This is a genomic window from Burkholderia pyrrocinia (assembly GCF_022809715.1).
Taxonomy (GTDB): domain Bacteria; phylum Pseudomonadota; class Gammaproteobacteria; order Burkholderiales; family Burkholderiaceae; genus Burkholderia; species Burkholderia pyrrocinia_C.
This window is the reverse complement of sequence record NZ_CP094459.1, coordinates 2,146,661-2,162,581: the sequence shown is the minus strand read 5'-3', so window position 1 is coordinate 2,162,581 and position 15,921 is coordinate 2,146,661. Positions and strand designations below refer to the sequence as shown.

Sequence of the window (15,921 nt, the reverse complement as noted above, 5' to 3'; positions counted from 1 at the left end):
CGATGCATTCGATACAACTCGCCCTATGGATGGTCGCGACGCTGGTGCTCGTCGCGCTCGTATTCGACTTCATGAACGGCTTCCACGATGCGGCGAACTCGATCGCCACCGTCGTGTCCACCGGGGTGCTGAAACCCCAGCAGGCCGTGGTGTTCGCGGCGGCGTTCAACGTCATCGCGTATTTCATCTTCCACCTGAAAGTCGCGCAGACCGTCGGTAAAGGCACGATCGATCCCGAGATCGTCGACCACTACGTCGTGTTCGGCGCGCTGGTCGGTGCGATCGGCTGGAACGTGATCACCTGGTACTACGGGATTCCGTCGAGCTCGTCGCACGCGCTGATCGGCGGCCTCGTCGGCTCGGCACTCGCGAAGTCGGGCTGGAGCTCGCTGAACATCGACGGGCTGATGAAGACCGTCGCGTTCATCTTCATTTCGCCGCTGCTCGGCTTCATCCTCGGTTCGCTGTTCATGCTCGGCGTGTCGTGGCTGTATTTCCGTACCGCACCCAGCAAGGTCGACCGGCGGTTCCGCCGGCTCCAGCTGCTGTCGGCCGGCCTGTACAGCCTCGGCCACGGCGGCAACGACGCGCAGAAGACGATCGGCATCATCTGGATGCTGCTGATCGCGTCGGGCTATGCGTCGGCGACGGGCGATGCGCCGCCCGCATGGGTGATCGGCGCGTGCTACCTGTCGATGGGCCTCGGCACGCTGTTCGGCGGCTGGCGCATCGTGCGCACGATGGGCCAGAAGATCACGAAGCTCAAGCCGGTCGGCGGTTTCTGTGCCGAAAGCGGCGGCGCGATCACGCTGTTCATCGCGTCGTTCCTCGGTATCCCCGTATCGACCACGCATACGATCACCGGCGCGATCGTCGGCGTCGGCGCGACGCAGAAGCTGTCGGCCGTGCGCTGGGGCGTCGCCGGCAACATCGTGTGGGCGTGGGTGCTGACGATTCCGGCGTCCGCGCTGATCGCGGCCGGCGGATGGTGGCTCGGGCACCAGATCTTCTGATCGCCAACGCTGTCGGTTCGACATGAAATGCGCCGCAAGCCGAAAGGCTGCGGCGCATTTTCTTTGGGGGCGAGGAAATTTGCGACGAACGGCGGGGCTGCGGCGGATACTGCCGAGGTTGCCGTTGGAATTTGAGCGCCGGGTTAGTAACTTCCGTTCGCGAACCGGGCAATCGGATCGTCCGCGGTGCCGGTGCGCGGGCTGACGGGCGCGGATTGCGTCGACGCACGCAGCACCTGCACGGGCTCGGTGCTGCGCGGCGACGTTGCGGTTGCCGCGGGCGGCGGTTCCGCATCGAATGCGGCGGCCTGGGCGGCCGTCAGTGCCGTCGTCGGAATCTGCGTGCCGGCTTCTACCGGGCCGGCCGGCGCTGCATTCGCCGTCATCGCGGTCAGGCCGCCATCGCCATTCGCCGACGTTGCCGGTTGCCGGGCTGCCTGCACGCGCGGCGGCGGCGGTTCGTACGGATCGGCGGGCGCGACCACAGGCGCAACTGCGGCGGTCGTCACGGCTTGCGCGGCCGGCATGACCGGAGCTGGAGACTGCGTCGCTCCGGCTTGCGACGAAGCATAGGCAGGCGGCCGCGGCGGCGCGGCGGCAGTCACGACAGGAGCGGGCGTAACCACCGGCGGGTTGCGCGGCTCGTCGCGCTTCGCCTCGTAGGTCGGCGCATCGAACGGCGTGGGCGTCGCGCGCGGCGGCGCAACGCGGCGAATGCCGTCGAAACGCTTGGCCCAGTATGGGTTCGTCAGGTAGTCGAGCCGCACGGTGCCGCCCGTCGACGGTGCGTTGACGAAGCGCAGCTTGCCGACATAGATGCCGACGTGCGAATGCGGCCGCCCGGTCGTGTTGAAGAAGATCAGGTCGCCCGGCGCGATCTGCTCGGGCTCGATCGACACGCCGCGGCCGCTCATGTCGGCGGTCGTGCGCGGCAGGTTCACGTCGGCCGCGCGGCCGATCACGTAGCGCACGAGTCCGCTGCAGTCGAAGCCGCTCGTCGGCGTATTGCCGCCCCAGCGATACGGGACGCCGACCAGGCTCATCGCCTGGATCGAGATTTCTTCCTGGCCGACGCTGTGATCGACGAATTTCGGGAAATTGGCGGGAGCGGGGAACGCGCGCGGCGTCGTGATCTTCATTCCCGGCTCGCGCGATGCCGACTGCGGCGGCATGCTGGAGCAGGCCGCAAGCAGCGAAACGACGGCGACGGGAACGCAGATTCGAAGCATGGCAAGGCGGGCGAGCGCGGCGCGCTCGCGAATCGTATGACAACAGACAGACCCGATGGTAGACGCTCCGGCGGGGCTTAAGCAACCATTCCTGAGAATTTACTTGAAGTTTCGCGCGTAAGTGAGGCTGTTGCGTGACGATGCGTTACCTGAGTTTTCGACCCCAAATAAAAACGGCGCTCCGGAAAACGGAGCGCCGCGATGCGTCGAAAGCCGGCGGGTGGGCCGGCCTGCCGCGTTACAGGATGTCCGACGCGTAGTCGGCGAGCCGCGAGCGTTCGCCGCGCGCGAGCGTCACGTGGCCGCTGTGGCCCCAGCCCTTGAAGCGGTCGACGACGTAGGTCAGGCCCGAACTGCCTTCGGTCAGGTAAGGCGTGTCGATCTGCGCGATGTTGCCGAGGCACACGATCTTCGTGCCGGGGCCCGCGCGCGTGACGAGCGTCTTCATCTGCTTCGGCGTCAGGTTCTGCGCCTCGTCGATGATCAGGTACTTGTCGACGAACGTGCGGCCGCGCATGAAGTTCATGCTCTTCACCTTCAGGCGCGAACGGATCAGTTCCTGCGTCGCGGCACGGCCCCATTCGCCGGCAGCGTCGTCGGTCTTCTGCAGCACTTCGAGGTTGTCGTCGAATGCGCCCATCCACGGCTGCATCTTCTCTTCTTCGGTACCGGGCAGGAAACCGATGTCCTCGCCGACGGGCACGGTCGCACGCGTCACGATGATCTCGTTGTAGCGCTTGTCGTCGAGCACCTGCGCGAGGCCGGCCGCGAGCGCGACGAGCGTCTTGCCGGTGCCGGCCTGGCCGAGCAGCGTGACGAAGTCGATCTCGGGGTTCATCAGCAGGTTCAGCGCGAAGTTCTGCTCGCGGTTGCGCGCGGTGATGCCCCACACGTTGTTCTTGTGGTGGCTGTAGTCGCGCAGCGTCTGCAGCAGCGCCGTCTTGCCGTTCAGCTCGCGGACGATCGCGTGGAACGTCGGTTCGCCGTTCTGCGGCTCGAGATAGACGAACTCGTTGACGAGCATCGACGCGACGAGCGGGCCCGTCACGCGGTAGTACGTGGTGCCCGTCTTCGTGTCCTGCCAGCTCTCCATGCCCTTCGCGTGCTTGGTCCAGAAGTCCTGCGGCAGTTCGCGCACGCCGTTGTAGAGGAGATCCGAGTCCTCCAGCACCTGGTCGTTGAAGTAGTCTTCCGCGGGCAGGCCGAGCGCGTGCGCCTTGATCCGCATGTTGATGTCTTTCGACACCAGCACGACCTGGCGGTCGGGCCGGTCGCGCTGCAGCGCGCGCACGACGCCGAGGATCTGGTTGTCCGCCTTGCCGGTGGGCAAGCCTTCGACGGGTGCGATGTCGGCGAGCTTGGTCTGGAAGTACAGGCGGCCGAGCGCCTCGCGGCTGCCGAGGCGCGACAGCGGGATGCCGGCCGTGATCGCGCCCGCATCGGCGACGAGTGCGTCGAGCGTGCGGCTGACCTGGCGTGCGTTGCGCGCGACTTCGGACATCCCCTTCTTGTGGTTGTCGAGTTCCTCGAGCGTCATCATCGGCAGATAGACGTCGTGTTCCTCGAAGCGGAAGAGGCTGCTCGGGTCGTGCATCAGCACGTTGGTGTCGAGCACGAACAGTTTCTGCAGTTCGGCGTCGGCGGGCTTGCGGCCGCGCGATTTCGTCGCCGCACCGGCATCGCGCGCGGGAGCCGCGGCCGGTTTGTCGGCGGCCGGCTTGTCGTTGCGCGCGACGACCGGCGCCGCGGGTGCGGCGGGCGCCGGCATCGGCTGCAACAGTGCGGCCGTCTGTCTGGTCTTGCGGCCGCGTGCGGGTGCGCTCGCGGCATCTTGCGCCGAAGACGCGACGGCGCGCAGCGGCGCGGCCGTGTTCGCGGCTTCGATCATCGGTTGGGCCACGCTGGCCGGACCATAGTCACCGGCTGTGGATGCGTCCCCTTCGGCGGATTTCTTCGCGGCTTTCGCGGGCCGCGCTTTCGCCTTGTATTCGTCGGGCGGCAGAAGGCTGCCGAGCTTGCTGGGGGGAGTAGGCAAAGGCATGGTGTCCCTCGGGAGGAATCGTGTCGCAAGGCGTGCGCCGCTGATCGCATCCTGCGTGACGTAGACGCATGCAGTTTGCGCGCGGTGGCGCACAGGAATTTCGTCTAGCCGGTTCGCCTAAGTGTCGATCAGCTCCTTGACGGGGTGAGGGCCGGACCGAGGGCCGGCGCGCAATCCATAAAAAAAGCCGCTGCCCCGTCGACAGGGGCATGCGGCTCGGCTGATACCGTCGTGATGCGCGTCAGGTGCCGGGAAGCATCGCATCGAGCACCGGCGCAGCTACGAGAAATATGGGGCGAACTGGCATTCATTGCGGCCCAATATAACGCGCCTCAAAGCGCTTGTACAGCACTTAGCACGTCGTCCACATGCCCCGGCACCTTGATGCCGCGCCATGCCTGACGGAGTACGCCGTCGGCGTCGATCAGGAACGTCGAGCGCTCGATTCCGCGCACTTCCTTGCCATACATTTTCTTCATCTTGATGACATCGAACAGCGCGCACAGCGCTTCGTCGGCATCGGAGATCAGCGGGAACGGCAGTTCGAGCTTTGCCTTGAAATTGTCATGCGAGCGCAGGCTGTCGCGCGACACGCCGATGACTTCCGCACCGGCTTTCTTGAACTTCGGATAGAGATCGCGGAACTGCAGCCCTTCGGTCGTGCAGCCCGGCGTGTTGTCCTTCGGATAGAAGTACAGCACGAGCTTCTTGCCCTTCAGGTCGGACAGCGAAATGTCGCCGCCCGTGGCCGGTGCGGTGAAATCGGGAACTTGACGGTCAACTTCGACAGACACGTGTTTCTCCTGTTGTTATGGAAAGGCGCCGCTGCGGCGCGGTTCGGCGGGGCGTCGCGGCAGCGCGCCGCAAGGGCGCGGCGGGCGACGCCGGCTCGCGTGCGAACTCAGTCGGGCTGGACGATCAGTTCGCCGGAGCGGCCGGGGATTTCGCCCCACGTGACAGGGTACGATGGCAGCGAGTCGCGGTCCAGCGTCGCGTGGTAGTCGCCCATCGTCGCAAACGTGTGGCCTTGCGCGCGCCAGCCGGCGAGCAGTTGCTCGAACACGGGCGCGAGCTTCTGGCCTTCCAGTTCCGCGTGCAGCGTGAACACCTGGTCGTGCGGATTGGTTTCGGTGAACCTGAGGATGTGCGCGGCGACGTTGTGCGTGTCGACGCCGTCGATGCCGAGCACTTCGTCGAGCGTGGGCAGCGTCGTCGGCATCTGCACGTGCGACAGCGTGCGGCCGCCGACGACGGGCAGGTACGGCGAATGGCCGCGGCCGTCGGATGCGTAGCGCATCCCCCATGCGTCGATCTGCTCGAACGCGGAGTCGTTCATCTGCCAGCCGGCCGCGCCGTGCGTGACGGGCGGCGTGCCGAAGATCTCGATGAAGCGCGCGTGGCTCTTCTGCATTTCACGCGCGGTCCAGTCGCGATCGCGCACGCGGACGTTGTCCTGCCAGTACACGTGATCCCACGTGTGGATCCCGCATTCGAAGCCGGCCTCGTGGATCGCGCGCATGTCGGAGATCGCACGGCGGCCGATGTCGGGGCCCGGCAGCAGCACGCCGTACATCAGCTGCTTCACGCCGTAGTGCTCGACCACCGACGTGCGCGACACTTTCTTCAGGAAGCCGGGGCGGAACACGCGCCGCAGCGCCCAGCCCGTGTGATCGGGCCCGAGGCTGAAGAGGAAGGTCGCGCGCGCACTGAAGCGGTCGAAGATGCGCGCGAGGTTCGGCACGCCTTCGCGCGTGCCGCGCAGCGTGTCGACGTCGATCTTGAGGACGATGCGAGCCAAGCGAGCGTCCCGATCAGCCTTGCTGTTCGACGAGCGCGCGCGCGTCGGCGACGTGGCCGCGATACGCCTCGAAGATGTTGCGCAGCGCGTCGTCGAACGTCGCTTGCGGCGCCCAGCCGAGTTCCTGCATCGTGTTGTCGATCTTCGGCACGCGGTTCTGCACGTCCTGGTAGCCGTTGCCGTAGTAGGCGCCGGACGTCGTCTCGACGAGCTTCACCTGCTTGGCCGAATCGGCGTACTCGGGGAATTCGGCCGCCAGTTCGAGCATCTTGTGCGCGAGCTCGCGAACCGAGAAGTTGTTCTTCGGATTCCCGATGTTGTAGATCTTGCCCGATGCGACGCCGTTCTTGTTCTCGATGATCTTCATCAGCGCGCTGATGCCGTCGCCGATGTCGGTGAACGCGCGCTTCTGCGAGCCGCCGTCGACGAGGCTGATGTTCTCGCCGCGCACGATGTGGCCGAGGAACTGCGTGACGACGCGCGAGCTGCCTTCCTTCGGCGTGTAGATCGAGTCGAGGCCCGGGCCGATCCAGTTGAACGGACGGAACAGCGTAAAGTTCAGGCCTTCCATCCCGTAACCCCAGATCACGCGGTCCATCAGCTGCTTCGAGCACGCGTAGATCCAGCGCGGCTTGTTGATCGGGCCGTAGGTGAGGGCCGATGCATCCGGGTCGAACTGCTCGTCCGAGCACATGCCGTAGACCTCGGAGGTCGACGGGAACACGAGGTGCTTGCCGTACTTGACGGCCGAGCGCACGATCGGCAGGTTCGCCTCGAAGTCGAGCTCGAACACGCGCAGCGGCTGCTGGACGTAGGTGGCGGGCGTCGCGATCGCGACGAGCGGCAGGATCACGTCGCACTTCTTCACGTGATACTCGACCCACTCCTTGTTGATCGTGATGTCGCCTTCGAAGAAATGCATCCGCTCGTGGTTGACGAGGTCGCCGAGCCGATCGGTCTGCATGTCCATGCCGAACACTTCCCAATCGGTGGTTTCAAGAATGCGCTTCGACAGGTGATGGCCGATGAAGCCGTTCACACCCAGGATCAGGACTTTTTTTGCTTTCATGAATGACGGGAAGAATGAATGAACTGCGCGAATTCCGCGGGCGTCACGACGGTTTCGCTGCCGTCGCGCTGCTGCCACAGCTCGAGAATGGATAGGGCGCGGCTGTCGCCGCAGACGCCGAATAGCGCATTATCGCTTACGTGCAGGCCGGGCGGCAAATCCGCCGCGGCGGCCGCTGCCGCGCTGCCGGGCGCCGCGAGACGCGCGCGCGCGATCACGAAACGCGTGCCGCCGACGTCCGTGAACGCGCCCGGATACGGCGGCGCCACCGCGCGCACCAGGTTGTAGACCTGCGCTGCCGGCTTCGACCAGTCGACGCGGCCGTCCTCGGGCTTGCGCCCGCCGAAATAGCTGCCGGTCGCGAGATCGTTCGGCAGGTGCGCCGCCTCGCCCGCGAGCAGCGCGGGCAGCACGCGCCAGAGCGTCTGCTCGGCGGCCACCGTGACCTTGTCGAACACCTGCGTGGCCGTGTCGTCCGGCAGGATCGGCACCGCGGTCTGGCCGATGATCGCGCCCGCGTCGGGCTTCGCGGCCATCTCGTGCAGCGTCGCGCCGGTTTCGGTCTCTCCGTTCAGCACGGCCCAGTTGGTCGGTACCCGACCCCGGTATTTCGGCAGCAGCGAACCGTGCATGTTGTACGCGCCGCGCGGCGCGATCGCGAGCAGGTCCACCGGCAGCATGTGCCGGTAGTAGAACGAGAAGATGAAATCCGGCTGCGCGTCCGATACCGCGCGGCGCAACGACGGATCGGCGCGATCGGCCGGCGTGACGACCGGAATGCCGTGCTCGGCCGCGACGGACGCGACGCTGCCGAACCAGATGTTCTCGTTCGGATTGTCCTCGTGCGTGACGACAAGTGCGACGTCGACGCCGCGCGCGAGCAGCACCTGCAGGCACCGCACGCCGACGTTGTGATACGCGAAGACGACCGCGCGCGGCTTCATTGCGCGGCTCCCGTGCGGTTCGCGCCGGCCGGCACCGCCGGCATGCCGTCGTGCTGCTCGAGCACGGCCTGGATCAGGTAGCGCGGCCGTGCGCGCACCTGCTGGTAGATGCGGCCGACGTATTCGCCGAGCAGGCCGAGCGCGAAGATGATCACGCCGAGCAGGAAGAACGTGATCGCGAACAGCGTGAACACGCCTTGCACTTCCGCGCCGACGATGAAGCGCCGCACGAGCAGCAGCACGAACAGCGCGGCGGAGCCGAGCGACAGGATCACGCCGATGAACGACAGCCACTGCAGCGGCACGACCGAGAAGCCCGTCACGAGGTCGAAGTTCAGCCGGATCAGGCTGTACAGCGAGTATTTCGACTCGCCCGCGAAGCGCTCCTCGTGCGCGACCTCGATTTCGGTCGGCTTCTGCGCGAACGTATAGGCCAGCGCGGGGATGAACGTGTTGACTTCGCCGCACACGTTGATCGTGTCGATGATGCGGCGGCTGTACGCGCGCAGCATGCAGCCCTGGTCGGTCATCTTGATGCGCGTGATGCGCTCGCGCAGCCGGTTCATCATCTGCGACGCCTTGCGCCGCCACAGGCTGTCCTGACGCTGCTTGCGGATCGAGCCGACGTAGTCGTAGCCCTCGCGCATCTTCGCGATCAGCTTGCCGATTTCCTCGGGCGGATTCTGCAGGTCGGCGTCGAGCGTGATGACGATCTCGCCGCGCGATTGCGCGAAGCCCGCGAGGATCGCCATGTGCTGGCCGTAGTTGCCGTTGAGCAGCACGACGCGCGTCGTGTCGGGGCGCACGTGGAACTGGTCGGCGAGCATCGCGGCCGAGCGGTCGCGGCTGCCGTCGTTGATCAGGATCACTTCGTATGACGTGTCGAGTGCGTCGAGCGCCGGATACAGCCGCGCGAACAGCGCGGCGAGGCCGTCTTCCTCGTTGTACACGGGGATGATGACCGATACTTCGGGCCGGCCGGCGTCCAGGTGCCCGGCGCCCGGATGCCCGGCGCGTGCTTCAAGGTGACTCATGTACGCTTATTTTCCGTATTGTTCACAAATCTGGTTGATGGCGTCGACCACGCGACGCACGTCGCCCTCCGTCATCTGCGTGAACAGCGGCAGCGTGACGGTCGACGCGCCGTATCGTTCGGCGTGGGGGAACATGCCCTCCTTGAAGCCGCGCGCACGGTACAGCGTGAAAAGATGGATCGCCGGGTAGTGGATGCCCGTGCCGATGCCGCGTTCCTTCATCTGCGCCATGAACTCGGCGCGCGGGATCGACAGCCGCTCGAGCGGCAGCGTGATCTGGAACATGTGCCAGTTGCCGTTCTCGAATTCGGCGACCGGCAGGCCGACGCCGAGCTTCGCGGCCGGGCCGCCGTTGAACGCGGCGAAATACGCGCGCGCGAGCGCACGGCGCTGCGCGGTGAAGCGCTCGAGGTGCGGCAGCTGGCCGAGGCCGACGCGCGCGGCGACGTCGGTCAGGTTGTACTTGCCGCCGAGCACGTCGCAGTCCATCCCGTCGAAGCCCGTGCGCGTGATGCCCTGCAGCCGGTACTTCTGTGCGAGCGTCGCTTCGTCCTCGTTGTTCAGCACGAGTGCGCCGCCTTCGATCGTCGTCAGGTTCTTGTTCGCGTGGAAGCTGAACGACACGATGTCGCCGAACGCGCCGATGCGCTTGCCGTTCCACGTCGAGCCGAGCGCCTGCGCCGCATCTTCGATCACGCGCAGGTTGTGCGCGCGCGCGATCGCGTACAGGCGGTCCATGTCGACCGGCAGGCCGGCCAGGTAGACGGGGATGATCGCCTTCGTGCGCGGCGTGATCGCCTGCTCGAGCTTGTCGAGGTCGATGTTGCGCGTGACGGGATCGATGTCCGCGAACACGGGCGTCGCGCCCGTCTCGAGGATCACGTTGCTGGTCGAGACCCACGACGCCGGCGTCGTGATCACCTCGTCGCCGGCGCCGACGCCCGCGATGCGCAGGCCGATCTCGAGCGTGCAGGTGCCCGAGTTGAACGCGCGGACCGGGCGGCCGCCGCAGTATTCGGACAGTGCCGCTTCGAATTTCTGGCACTGCGGGCCGGTGGTGATCCAGCCCGAGCGCAGCACTTCGACGACGCCCTGGATGGTTTCCTCATCGATCTCGGGGCGGGTGAACGGCAGAAACGGAGCGGTAGTCTGGCTCATGAACGCTTTTGGCCTGTAATGGCGTGTAATAAAAGGGTCGGGCAATCCCGTCCGAAACCGGCATTAAACACCGGTTGGCGGATTCGTACCGTGATTTTTTGTAGGCAGACGCTTAACGCCGCGAGGCATGCTCAGCTTCGTGCAAGCACGAGCACCCCGATCAAAATGATGCCGATGCCGACGAGCCGCTGGACCGACAACACCTCGCCGAACAGGTACCAGGCCGCGAATGCGTTGACGACGTAGCCGAGCGACAGCATCGGGTACGCGATCGACACGTCGACTCGCGACAACCCGAGGATCCAGACGACGACGCTCAGCACGTAGCAGCTCAGGCCGCCGATGATCGGCAGCTGGGTCGCGATCTTCAGGCCGACCGGGATGATGTTCGCACGGCTGAATTCGAAGTGTCCAACGGCGTTGACGCCGGCTTTCAGCAGAAGTTGCGCACAGGCGTTGAGCATCACGCCGGTGATGATGCAGACGAACGAAACGGGATTCATGCGGCGGGCGTCCTTACGATTGCGGTTTCTCGACGATCACGCGGCGGTTGTCGCGCGCGATCACGCGCATCGGCACGCCTTGCTTGACCAGCGCGTCGTACTGGCCGGGCGGCATGATCGCGAGCGCATGGGTTTCCTGTTTCCAGCGCGTGATCCATTCGTTGACGGTCGGAATCCATTTGTTCGGCTCCACCGAGATCCCGAACGCGAGTTCGTCCTGACGCTGGACCATGATCGTCGTGTGGCCCATATAGAACGGGAACGTGTGATCGAGCATCTCGATCGAGTAGAACGGCGTGTCGGGCGGCAGCTTCGCCAGTTCGGCGCGCACGGCGGGCGCGAGTTGCGCGCCCGAGCTGTAGCGGCCGAACTCGTCGTGCCCGGTGCCGCCGATCGTGCCGAACGCGAGCCAGGCGGCGCCGAACGCGGCGATCGCGGCGGCCACGCCCGCGCGGCGGTTCAGCCACGCGGCCGCGAGCGTCAGCGCGGCCGCGATCGCGAGGCCCGCGTACAGCCACATCTGGAACGCGCGGTACAGCGCGTTCGGCGTGCGGGCATCGCCCTGGTACGCGAGGAAGATGATCCCGAATGCCGCGGCGACGAAGAACACGAGGTAGCCGAGCAGGTGGCGGCGGAACCGGTCGGCCGACACCAGCGGCAGGTACGCGCCGATGATCAGCGCGAGCGCCGGCGCGATCGGCAGCACATACGAGATCAGCTTCGAATGCGACGCGCTGAAGAACAGGAAGATGAACGCGCTCCAGATCAGCAGCACGAGCATCGGCGAGAAGCCGTTCGGCTGGCGCGGCATCCGCAGCGCATGGCGGATGCTCTGCCACGCGACCGACAGCCACGGCAGGAAGCCGACCAGCAGCACCGGCACGAAGTAGTACAGCGGTCCCGGGCGGTTCTGTTCCGGGGTCAGGTAGCGGCGGAACTGCTGGACGATGAAGAAGAAGTTGAAGAACTCGGGGTTGCGCTGCTGGACGAGCACGAACCACGGCGTGACGATCGCGAAGAAGATCACGAGGCCGCTGACGAGATACAGGCGCTTCCACAGCGCCCAGTCGCGCGCGATCAGCGTGTAGAGCACGAGCACGGCGCCCGGCAGGATCAGGCCGACGAGGCCCTTGGACAGCACCGCGAATGCCATCGCGGCCCAGCACGCCCACATCCAGCCGCGCGCCGCGGCCGGGCGCAGCCCGGGCCGCTGCGCGAGCAGCAGCGAGCACAGCGACAGCGCCATCCAGAACGCGAGCCCCATGTCGAGCGCGTTGAAGTGGCCCATCAGGTTCCAGTACGGCGAGCTCGCGAGCACGACGGCCGCGAGGAAGCCCGACAGCGGGTTGAACAGGCGCGCGCCGGTGAAGCCGACGAGCAGCACGCCGGCGAAGCTCACGACGGCCGTGTAGAGGCGCGCCTGCCATTCGCCGATGCCAAACCATGCGAACGTCAGCGCGTTCAGCCAGGTCTGCAGCGGCGGCTTCTCGAAATACTTGTAGCCGTTGTAGCGCGGTGTGATCCAGTCGCCGGTAACGAACATCTCGCGCGCCATCTCCGCGTAGCGGCCTTCGTCGCTCGGGATCAGGTGGCGCAGCCCGAGCGGCGCGAACCAGACGATCGCGAGCGCGACGAGCAGGAGGACGAGCGTGATGCGATTGAGCGGTAGCCTCGACGGCGTATCGTTCATGGGTTTTCAGCCTGTTGGTTGTTGTGACGGGCCGCCGGCGGGTTGCGCCGGGGCGGGCGGCCTGGCCGGGCCGATCCGGGGATCGACCCGCTGCGCCGGCCCGAGTTTTACCGCATCGGGGATTAACGTTCAATTAAGAGCGCAGCGGCGACCTTGCGGCCCTCGGCCATCAGGATGTTGTAGGTGCGGCACGCGGCCTGGAAATCCATCGTCTCGACGCCGATCCGCCTGGCCGTGAGCGCGGCGACCAGCCGCGGGTGCGGGAAGCGCAGCCGCGCGCCGCTGCCGAAGATCACGAGTTCGGGCGTCGGGTCGAGCAGCATCGCGAAATGCACGGGCGCGAGCGCGTCGAACGACGACACGGGCCATGCCTGGACCGGCGCGCCGGGCAGCACGATGACGCTCGTTTCATGGCGTTCGAGATTGACGTCGACATAATCGGGGCCGTAGCCGGTGACGGTGTTGAGCGCGCCGCTCGCGTCCTGGTGCAGTTTCAAATCGGTATTCCGCGGTTCCGTAGGGGAATGTGTTGCAGGGCCGCACGGGCCCGGGGCGGCTGGTTTCGCGCGCCTGTGCACGCGGGACGCCTGACGGCGCGGGCCCGGCGCGGCTATGGTGCATTGCGAAAGTCGGCCAAAATCCGCTAAATTATAACTTTTTGGTCGCCCCCGGGCGCCACTTGCATCGCGCGCTGCCACAAGCCGCGCCCGATCGCCCGCTTTTTCCCAGTCTAGACAGCGCGCACAGACCGGCCGCTTTCCAGTTTTGATCCCGTCCCCCCGGCCGCAAGGCCAACCCAGGAACCGTGTCGTCGTGAAACCGATTCAGAAGTCGAACAAGCTGCTCAACGTCTGCTACGACATCCGTGGCCCGGTGCTCGAGCACGCGAAGCGCCTCGAGGAAGAAGGCCACCGCATCATCAAGCTGAACATCGGCAACCTCGCGCCGTTCGGCTTCGACGCACCGGACGAGATCATCCAGGACATGATCCGCAACCTGCCGGCGTCGTCGGGCTATTCGGATTCGAAGGGCGTGTTCTCGGCCCGCAAGGCCGTGATGCACTACACGCAGGAAAAGGGCGTCTTGGGCGTCGGCCTCGACGACATCTACATCGGCAACGGCGCGTCCGAGCTGATCGTGATGGCGACCCAGGCGCTGCTGAACGACGGCGACGAAGTGCTGCTGCCCGCGCCCGACTACCCGCTGTGGACGGCCGCGGTGAGCCTGTCGGGCGGCACGCCCGTGCACTACGTGTGCGACGAGCAGAACGCGTGGATGCCCGATCTCGACGACATCCGCCGCAAGATCACGCCGAACACGAAGGCGATCGTCGTGATCAACCCGAACAACCCGACGGGCGCGCTTTATTCCGACGAATTGCTGCTGGACCTGCTCGAGATCGCGCGCCAGCACGGGCTGATCGTGTTTGCCGACGAGGTCTACGACAAGATTGTCTACGACGGCCTCGAGCACACGGCGATGGGCTCGCTGTCGGAGGACGTGATCACCGTCACGTTCAACAGCCTGTCGAAGAGCTATCGCTCGTGCGGCTACCGCGCGGGCTGGATGGCCGTGTCGGGCCTCGGCGGCGACAACCGCCGGCGCGCGAAGGACTACCTCGAGGGGCTCGGCATCCTGTCGTCGATGCGCCTGTGCGCGAACGTGCCGGGGCAGTTCGCGATCCAGACGGCGCTCGGCGGCTACCAGAGCATCAACGAGCTGATCGTGCCGAGCGGGCGCCTGTACAAGCAGCGCGAGCTCGCGTACGACATGCTCACGTCGATTCCGGGCGTGACCTGCGTGAAGCCGCAGGCCGCGCTGTACATGTTCCCGCGCCTCGATCCGAAAATCTATCCGATCCAGAACGACCAGCAGTTCATACTCGACCTGCTGCTCGAAGAGCGCGTGCTGCTCGTGCAGGGCACGGGTTTCAACTGGGCGACGCCGGACCACTTCCGCGTGGTCTTCCTGCCGAACCTCGACGACCTGACCGATTCGATCAACCGGATCGCACGCTTCCTCGACGGCTACCGCAAGCGCCATTCGGCCTGAGCGGGCAGGACCACACGGAACCCATTACTTCTTACTCATCGATCACACGCAGCATGGAACCGATCAAAGTTGGCCTGTTGGGCTTCGGCACGGTGGGCAGCGGCACCTTCACGGTGCTGCGCCGCAACCAGGAAGAAATCAAGCGACGCGCGGGGCGCGGCATCGAGGTGACGCGCATTGCCGTGCGCAACCCGGCCAAGGCGCAGGCTGCGCTCGGCGGCGACGCCGGCGCCGCGCAGATCACCGACGATTTCAATTCGGTGGTCGACGATCCGTCGATCGCGATCATCGCCGAGATGATCGGCGGCACCGGCATCGCGCGCGAGCTCGTGCTGCGCGCGATCGCGAACGGCAAGCATGTCGTGACGGCGAACAAGGCGCTGCTCGCGGTGCACGGCACCGAGATCTTCGAGGCCGCGCGCGCGAAGGGCGTGATGGTCGCGTTCGAGGCGGCCGTCGCTGGCGGCATCCCGATCATCAAGGCGCTGCGCGAAGGCCTGACCGCGAACCGCATCCAGTACATCGCGGGCATCATCAACGGCACGACGAACTACATCCTGTCGGAAATGCGCGACCGCGGGCTCGACTTCGCGACCGCGCTGAAGGCCGCGCAGGAGCTCGGCTACGCGGAAGCCGATCCGACCTTCGACATCGAAGGCATCGACGCCGCGCACAAGGCGACGATCATGAGCGCGATCGCGTTCGGCGTGCCGGTGCAGTTCGACCGCGCGTACGTCGAGGGCATCAGCAAGCTCGACGCAACCGACATCCGCTACGCGGAAGAACTCGGCTACCGGATCAAGCTGCTCGGCATCGCGCGCCGCGCCGAAAACGGCATCGAGCTGCGCGTGCACCCGACGCTGATCCCGGAAAAGCGCCTGCTCGCGAACGTCGAAGGCGCGATGAACGCGGTCGTCGTGCACGGCGACGCGGTCGGCACGACGCTGTACTACGGCAAGGGCGCGGGCGCGGAGCCGACCGCGTCGGCGGTGGTCGCCGATCTCGTCGACGTCACGCGCCTGCACACGGCCGACCCCGAGCATCGCGTGCCGCACCTCGCGTTCCAGCCCGACAGCCTGTCGAACACGCCGATCCTGCCGATCGAGGAAGTCACGAGCGGCTACTACCTGCGCCTGCGGGTGGCCGACCAGACCGGCGTGCTCGCCAACATCACGCGCATCCTCGCCGAATCGGGCATTTCGATCGACGCGCTGCTGCAGAAGGAATCGGAGCAGGTCGACGGCGCGAACGGCGAGACCGACATCATCCTGATCACGCACGAGACGCTCGAGAAGAACGTCAACGCGGCGATCGCGCAGATCGAGAGCCTCGCGACGGTCGTGTCGAAGGTGACGAAGCTGCGCATGGAAGCGCTGAACTGAGGCGGAAG

At 66.2% G+C, this 15,921-nt stretch carries 14 protein-coding genes and 1 pseudogene; 4 read left to right on the top strand and 11 right to left on the bottom strand.

Going from position 1 to position 15,921, the window contains the following annotated elements; translation table 11 throughout:
* The first annotated feature begins 2 nt into the window (after positions 1–2).
* Positions 3–1,013, top strand: a complete 1,011-nt coding sequence (locus MRS60_RS10030) for an inorganic phosphate transporter (protein WP_034181238.1) — start codon at positions 3–5, stop codon at positions 1,011–1,013.
* 143 nt (positions 1,014–1,156) lie between these two features.
* On the opposite strand, the gene MRS60_RS10025 is transcribed toward MRS60_RS10030, so the two are convergent.
* Positions 1,157–2,242, bottom strand: a complete 1,086-nt coding sequence (locus tag MRS60_RS10025; RefSeq protein ID WP_243564630.1) for an NlpC/P60 family protein — start codon at positions 2,240–2,242, stop codon at positions 1,157–1,159.
* A 238-nt stretch (positions 2,243–2,480) separates the two neighbouring features.
* Positions 2,481–4,283, bottom strand: a complete 1,803-nt coding sequence (locus tag MRS60_RS10020) for a PhoH family protein (protein WP_034181240.1) — start codon at positions 4,281–4,283, stop codon at positions 2,481–2,483.
* Here MRS60_RS10020 and MRS60_RS10015 point away from each other — a divergent pair.
* Positions 4,179–4,423, top strand: a pseudogene (locus MRS60_RS10015) (hypothetical protein); the annotation flags it as partial. The gene MRS60_RS10020 and the pseudogene MRS60_RS10015 sit on opposite strands and share 105 nt — an antisense overlap.
* A gap of 192 nt (positions 4,424–4,615) precedes the next feature.
* On the opposite strand, the gene MRS60_RS10010 reads toward MRS60_RS10015, so the two are convergent.
* From MRS60_RS10010 to MRS60_RS09970, 9 genes are all read right to left on the bottom strand, one after another.
* On the bottom strand, positions 4,616–5,077 hold the full coding sequence (locus tag MRS60_RS10010) for a peroxiredoxin (RefSeq protein ID WP_006756046.1): 462 nt from the start codon (positions 5,075–5,077) through the stop codon (positions 4,616–4,618).
* A gap of 107 nt (positions 5,078–5,184) precedes the next feature.
* On the bottom strand, positions 5,185–6,081 hold the full coding sequence (locus MRS60_RS10005) for a polysaccharide deacetylase family protein (RefSeq protein ID WP_034181241.1): 897 nt from the start codon (positions 6,079–6,081) through the stop codon (positions 5,185–5,187).
* 13 nt (positions 6,082–6,094) lie between these two features.
* Positions 6,095–7,150 carry a bifunctional UDP-4-keto-pentose/UDP-xylose synthase gene (locus tag MRS60_RS10000; protein WP_051983717.1) on the bottom strand — a complete coding sequence of 352 codons (1,056 nt, stop codon included), beginning with the start codon at positions 7,148–7,150 and terminating at the stop codon, positions 6,095–6,097.
* Positions 7,147–8,094, bottom strand: a complete 948-nt coding sequence (locus tag MRS60_RS09995; RefSeq protein ID WP_243564629.1) for a formyltransferase — start codon at positions 8,092–8,094, stop codon at positions 7,147–7,149. The genes MRS60_RS10000 and MRS60_RS09995 overlap by 4 nt, the downstream gene beginning before the upstream one ends.
* Entirely contained in the window at positions 8,091–9,128 is a 1,038-nt protein-coding gene (locus MRS60_RS09990; protein ID WP_034181243.1) for a glycosyltransferase, read from the bottom strand. The genes MRS60_RS09995 and MRS60_RS09990 overlap by 4 nt, the downstream gene beginning before the upstream one ends.
* A 6-nt stretch (positions 9,129–9,134) precedes the next feature.
* Positions 9,135–10,286, bottom strand: coding sequence for a DegT/DnrJ/EryC1/StrS family aminotransferase (locus tag MRS60_RS09985; RefSeq protein ID WP_243564628.1), 1,152 nt, complete (start codon positions 10,284–10,286; stop codon positions 9,135–9,137).
* Positions 10,287–10,417: 131 nt separating this feature from the next.
* Positions 10,418–10,789 carry an SMR family transporter gene (locus MRS60_RS09980; protein WP_034181245.1) on the bottom strand — a complete coding sequence of 124 codons (372 nt, stop codon included), beginning with the start codon at positions 10,787–10,789 and terminating at the stop codon, positions 10,418–10,420.
* A 13-nt stretch (positions 10,790–10,802) separates the two neighbouring features.
* On the bottom strand, positions 10,803–12,479 hold the full coding sequence (locus tag MRS60_RS09975) for a glycosyltransferase family 39 protein (RefSeq protein ID WP_034181246.1): 1,677 nt from the start codon (positions 12,477–12,479) through the stop codon (positions 10,803–10,805).
* 122 nt (positions 12,480–12,601) lie between these two features.
* A complete protein-coding gene (locus tag MRS60_RS09970) occupies positions 12,602–12,976 on the bottom strand; it encodes an Mth938-like domain-containing protein (protein ID WP_243564627.1) in 375 nt (124 codons plus the stop codon).
* 316 nt (positions 12,977–13,292) lie between these two features.
* On the opposite strand from MRS60_RS09970, the gene MRS60_RS09965 reads away from it, so the two are divergent.
* Entirely contained in the window at positions 13,293–14,531 is a 1,239-nt protein-coding gene (locus MRS60_RS09965; RefSeq protein WP_243564626.1) for a pyridoxal phosphate-dependent aminotransferase, read from the top strand.
* Positions 14,532–14,584: 53 nt separating this feature from the next.
* Positions 14,585–15,913, top strand: coding sequence for a homoserine dehydrogenase (locus MRS60_RS09960; protein ID WP_034181249.1), 1,329 nt, complete (start codon positions 14,585–14,587; stop codon positions 15,911–15,913).
* Positions 15,914–15,921 lie beyond the last annotated feature (8 nt).

What these genes read in the sequence shown, in the direction of transcription:
- MRS60_RS10030 (WP_034181238.1), top strand. Translation starts at nt 3, where the DNA reads ATGCATTCGATACAACTCGCCCTATGGATGGTCGCGACGCTGGTGCTC.
- MRS60_RS10025 (WP_243564630.1), bottom strand. Translation starts at nt 2,242, where the DNA reads ATGCTTCGAATCTGCGTTCCCGTCGCCGTCGTTTCGCTGCTTGCGGCC.
- MRS60_RS10020 (WP_034181240.1), bottom strand. Translation starts at nt 4,283, where the DNA reads ATGCCTTTGCCTACTCCCCCCAGCAAGCTCGGCAGCCTTCTGCCGCCC.
- MRS60_RS10000 (WP_051983717.1), bottom strand. Translation starts at nt 7,150, where the DNA reads ATGAAAGCAAAAAAAGTCCTGATCCTGGGTGTGAACGGCTTCATCGGC.
- MRS60_RS09995 (WP_243564629.1), bottom strand. Translation starts at nt 8,094, where the DNA reads ATGAAGCCGCGCGCGGTCGTCTTCGCGTATCACAACGTCGGCGTGCGG.
- MRS60_RS09990 (WP_034181243.1), bottom strand. Translation starts at nt 9,128, where the DNA reads ATGAGTCACCTTGAAGCACGCGCCGGGCATCCGGGCGCCGGGCACCTG.
- MRS60_RS09985 (WP_243564628.1), bottom strand. Translation starts at nt 10,286, where the DNA reads ATGAGCCAGACTACCGCTCCGTTTCTGCCGTTCACCCGCCCCGAGATC.
- MRS60_RS09980 (WP_034181245.1), bottom strand. Translation starts at nt 10,789, where the DNA reads ATGAATCCCGTTTCGTTCGTCTGCATCATCACCGGCGTGATGCTCAAC.
- MRS60_RS09975 (WP_034181246.1), bottom strand. Translation starts at nt 12,479, where the DNA reads ATGAACGATACGCCGTCGAGGCTACCGCTCAATCGCATCACGCTCGTC.
- MRS60_RS09960 (WP_034181249.1), top strand. Translation starts at nt 14,585, where the DNA reads ATGGAACCGATCAAAGTTGGCCTGTTGGGCTTCGGCACGGTGGGCAGC.